General features: G+C 73.7%; 3 protein-coding genes. All 3 read left to right on the top strand.

What is annotated here, in order from left to right:
- Positions 1-84 precede the first annotated feature (84 nt).
- Positions 85-690, top strand: coding sequence for a hypothetical protein (locus tag ACFWA9_RS38505; protein ID WP_380394137.1), 606 nt, complete (start codon positions 85-87; stop codon positions 688-690).
- Between the two features lie 247 nt (positions 691-937).
- Complete coding sequence (locus ACFWA9_RS38500) at positions 938-1,546, top strand: hypothetical protein (RefSeq protein ID WP_380394135.1); 609 nt, start codon at positions 938-940, stop codon at positions 1,544-1,546.
- A gap of 458 nt (positions 1,547-2,004) precedes the next feature.
- Positions 2,005-3,533 (top strand): chitinase (locus ACFWA9_RS38495; protein ID WP_380394132.1); only part of this gene is annotated, 1,529 nt, incomplete at its 3' end.

Raw genomic sequence — 3,533 nt, 5'->3', positions numbered from 1 at the left:
GGCGGGGGGGCCCCCCCCGGGCCGCCGCCGCTTCGCCGTCGGGGGATCTTCCCTTGAGCGGCGCGAACATGACAGTGTGGCGGAATGCGCACTCGTCTCCTCGCCGCCACCCTCACGGCGTTCGCCGCGGTGAGCCTGGCTGCCTGTTCGTCCGGCTCGGGTTCGGGCGGATCCGCGGCCGGCTCCCCCACCACCCCGGCCGCCGCCACCGCGTCCGCACCGGGCACCCCCGCCCCCGGCGGTACCGCCGACCCCTCGGGCACCGGCGCGCCGGCCACCCCGACCGCACCCGGCGCGCCCGCCACGGGCAGCCCCGACGGGCCCGCACCGGGATCGACCCCGCCCGCCACCCCCGACGCCCCGGACGCCTCCGCCACGTCGGCGCCGCCCAAGCCCGCGCCTCCGGCCGATGCCGGGCTGCCCGCCAAGCCGGGCTCGGCCGACGCCGCCAAGCTGGTCGCCGCGCTCGACGCGATCGACCCGGCGATCGTCGGCGGCAAGCCCGACGAGGCCGTCGACCGGGCCCGCAACCAGTGCCAGGCGATGTACCAGTTCCCCAAGGACCGGGCCAAGCTGGTCGAGCTGGTCAACCAGCGCTTCACCGCGCCCGACCACCCGCAGGGCTTCGGCGCCGAGAAGGCCGAGAAGATCATCGACGCCCTGCGCGCCACCCTCTGCCCGCCGGCCTGACGGCCCCGCACCACGGGCGGACCGCCCCGAGCCGCCCGGTGTCCTGAGCACCGGGCCCGCCGTGGCCGCGCGCAACGACCGGCGCGCGGCCACGGCACCAAGGCGGCGCGGCACCGCCCGGACCGCCCGCCGTGCGGCGGCGATTCCCGAACTGCCGTACGGGGCAGGGGTGCGACGGTGTACTGTCGGCACCAGGTGAGCCGGGAAGACTGGTCGGCATGATGCCGACGCCTGCCCGAGGAGCACCGTGGCCACCGAGCCGAACGCCGCCACCCCGCCGCCCGCCACCCCGTCCGCCACGACCACCCCGTCCACCGCGGCCGCCGCCGGGCGCGCCGAGCCCGCCGCGGACCGCCTCGGCCCGCTGGTCCGGGTCGACGGCCGCTGGATCCTGGGCGACCACCGGCAGCGGGCCCACCTCACCTTCGAGCCCGAGGGCCTGGTGCACCGCGTCGTGGGCCGGGAGCCGCACCTGGTGGCCTGGGACCGGCTGATGGAGCTGGGCGTGGCGGTCACCGCCGACCGGTTCTCCAGCTCCAGGGTCGGCGGCCTGCTGAGCAGGACCCCGGGCATCACCACCCACGGCTCGTGCCTGCGGGCCATGGTCCGGCACCCCTACGACATCTGGTCGGCCGGGTTCAGCCACCACCGCGCGTTCTACCCCTCCCGCGAGATCGTGCTCCTGGAGTCGCTGCTCGGCCTCGTCGTCGACCGGAAGCGGGCCGAGCTGCTGGGTGACGACGCCTGGCTGACCACCGCCGTCCGCGGGCTGGCGGCGCACCGCCCCGCCGTCCGGTGGCGCCGGCCGGACGGGGTCGCCGAGCTCGTCGACGAGCTGCTCGCACAGGCCTTCTGAGACCCTCCCGACCACGGCGGCGGCCCTCCCGCCAAGCCGCGCCCCTGGGGCCGGTGGGGCTCCGGCGGCGCCGCCCGCGCGGACCTGACGGTGCGTCCGGTGACCGCCCGACCCGTCCGCCGACGAACAGTTAGGACTCTTGACAGACGAGTGGTCTAGTCCAACCATAAGCATGTCGATCCGACCGGGATGCACTGTGGGGGTGTGACCACCGGCGGCTGAGGCATTGCCCTGCCCTGCTCCGCTCCACCCCCGACCCGCACGGCGCACGCCTGCCCACGCACTGTCGTCCGCCCGTCCGGGTGGCACGGGGGCTCCGTACGCCCACCCGCCGCACGCCCCCACCACATTCCGCAGCATCCGCTCCGCAGCGCTGACACCTGCGCGGTCCCACGGTTTCGCCGCGCAGCCCCGCTCTTCACCAACGTCCTGCCCCACCAAGTCTGTTGGAGAATTCCATGCGTCTACGCAGAACACTCCAGGCCGCCCTGACGGCCTGTGTCACACTGGCCGCGTCGGCCGGCCTGGTCGCCGTCGGGACGGCCTCGGCCGAAGCCGCCACCCCGCTGCCGACCCGGGTCTTCGCCCCGTACTTCGAGGCCTGGACGGGCGAGAGCCCGGCCGCGCTCGCCGCCCAGTCCGGTGCCAAGCACCTGACGATGGCGTTCCTCCAGGCCGCCACCAAGGGCTCCTGCACGCCGTACTGGAACGGCGACAGCTCGATGCCGGTCTCGCAGGCCACCTTCGGCGCGGACATCGCCACCATCCGGGCCAACGGCGGCGACGTGATCCCGTCGTTCGGCGGCTACACCGCCGACAACACCGGTACCGAACTGGCCGACAGCTGCACGGATGTCAACCAGATCGCGGCCGCCTTCGAGAACGTCATCACCACGTACGACATCAGCCGGATCGACCTGGACATCGAGGACAACTCGCTGACCAACACGGCCGGCATCGACCGCCGCAACAAGGCGATCAAGCTGGTGCAGGACTGGGCCGCCGCCAACGGCCGCTCGATCCAGTTCTCCTACACGCTGCCGACGACGACCAGCGGCCTCGCCTCCAGCGGCCTCGCGGTGCTGAAGAACGCCGTCACGAACAACGCCCGGATCGACGTCGTCAACCTGATGACCTTCGACTACTACGACAACGCCGCGCACGACATGGCCGCCGACACCCAGACCGCGGCGACCGGCCTCTACAACCAGCTGGCCAAGCTCTACCCGACCAGGACCCCGGCGCAGCTATGGGGTTCCATCGGCGTCACCGAGATGGTCGGCATCGACGACTTCGGCCCGGCGGAGACCTTCACCGTCGCCAACGCGACCGCGGTGTACAACTGGGCGGTCTCGAAGGGCATCAACACGCTGTCGTTCTGGGCCCTCCAGCGCGACAACGGCGGCTGCCCGGGCACCGGCGGGCGGGACGACTGCTCCGGGATCAGCCAGGGCAAGTGGGACTTCAGCCACATCTTCTCCCAGTACACCAGCAGCACCCCGGTGGGCAACGACTTCTCGGTCGCGGTCAACCCGAACTCCGGCACCGTAGCGGCCGGTTCCGCCACCAGCGCGACGATCTCCACCGCCGTGACGGCCGGCTCCGCCCAGAGCGTCAACCTCACCGTCACCGGCGCCCCGGCCGGCGTCACCGCCACCGTCACCCCCGGCAGCGTCACCGCCGGCGGCACCGCCACCCTGAACATCACCACCACCGCCGCGACCGCCGCCGGGACCTACCCGCTGACGATCACCGGCAACGCCACCTCCGGCAGCCACACCAGCAGTTACTCGCTGAAGGTGACGAGCACCCAGCCCGGCAACGACTTCTCGGTCGCGGTGAACCCGAACTCCGGCACCGTGGGCGCCGGTTCCGCCACCAGCGCGACCGTCTCCACCGCCGTGACGGCCGGCTCCGCCCAGAGCGTCAACCTCACCGTCACCGGCGCCCCGGCCGGCGTCACCGCCACCGTCACCCCCGGCAGCGT

The organism is Kitasatospora sp. NPDC059973 (assembly GCF_042737525.1).
In the GTDB taxonomy this organism is placed as follows: domain Bacteria; phylum Actinomycetota; class Actinomycetes; order Streptomycetales; family Streptomycetaceae; genus Kitasatospora.
The sequence above is the reverse complement of the archived record's forward strand: the minus strand, read 5'-3'. Positions and strand labels throughout refer to the sequence as shown.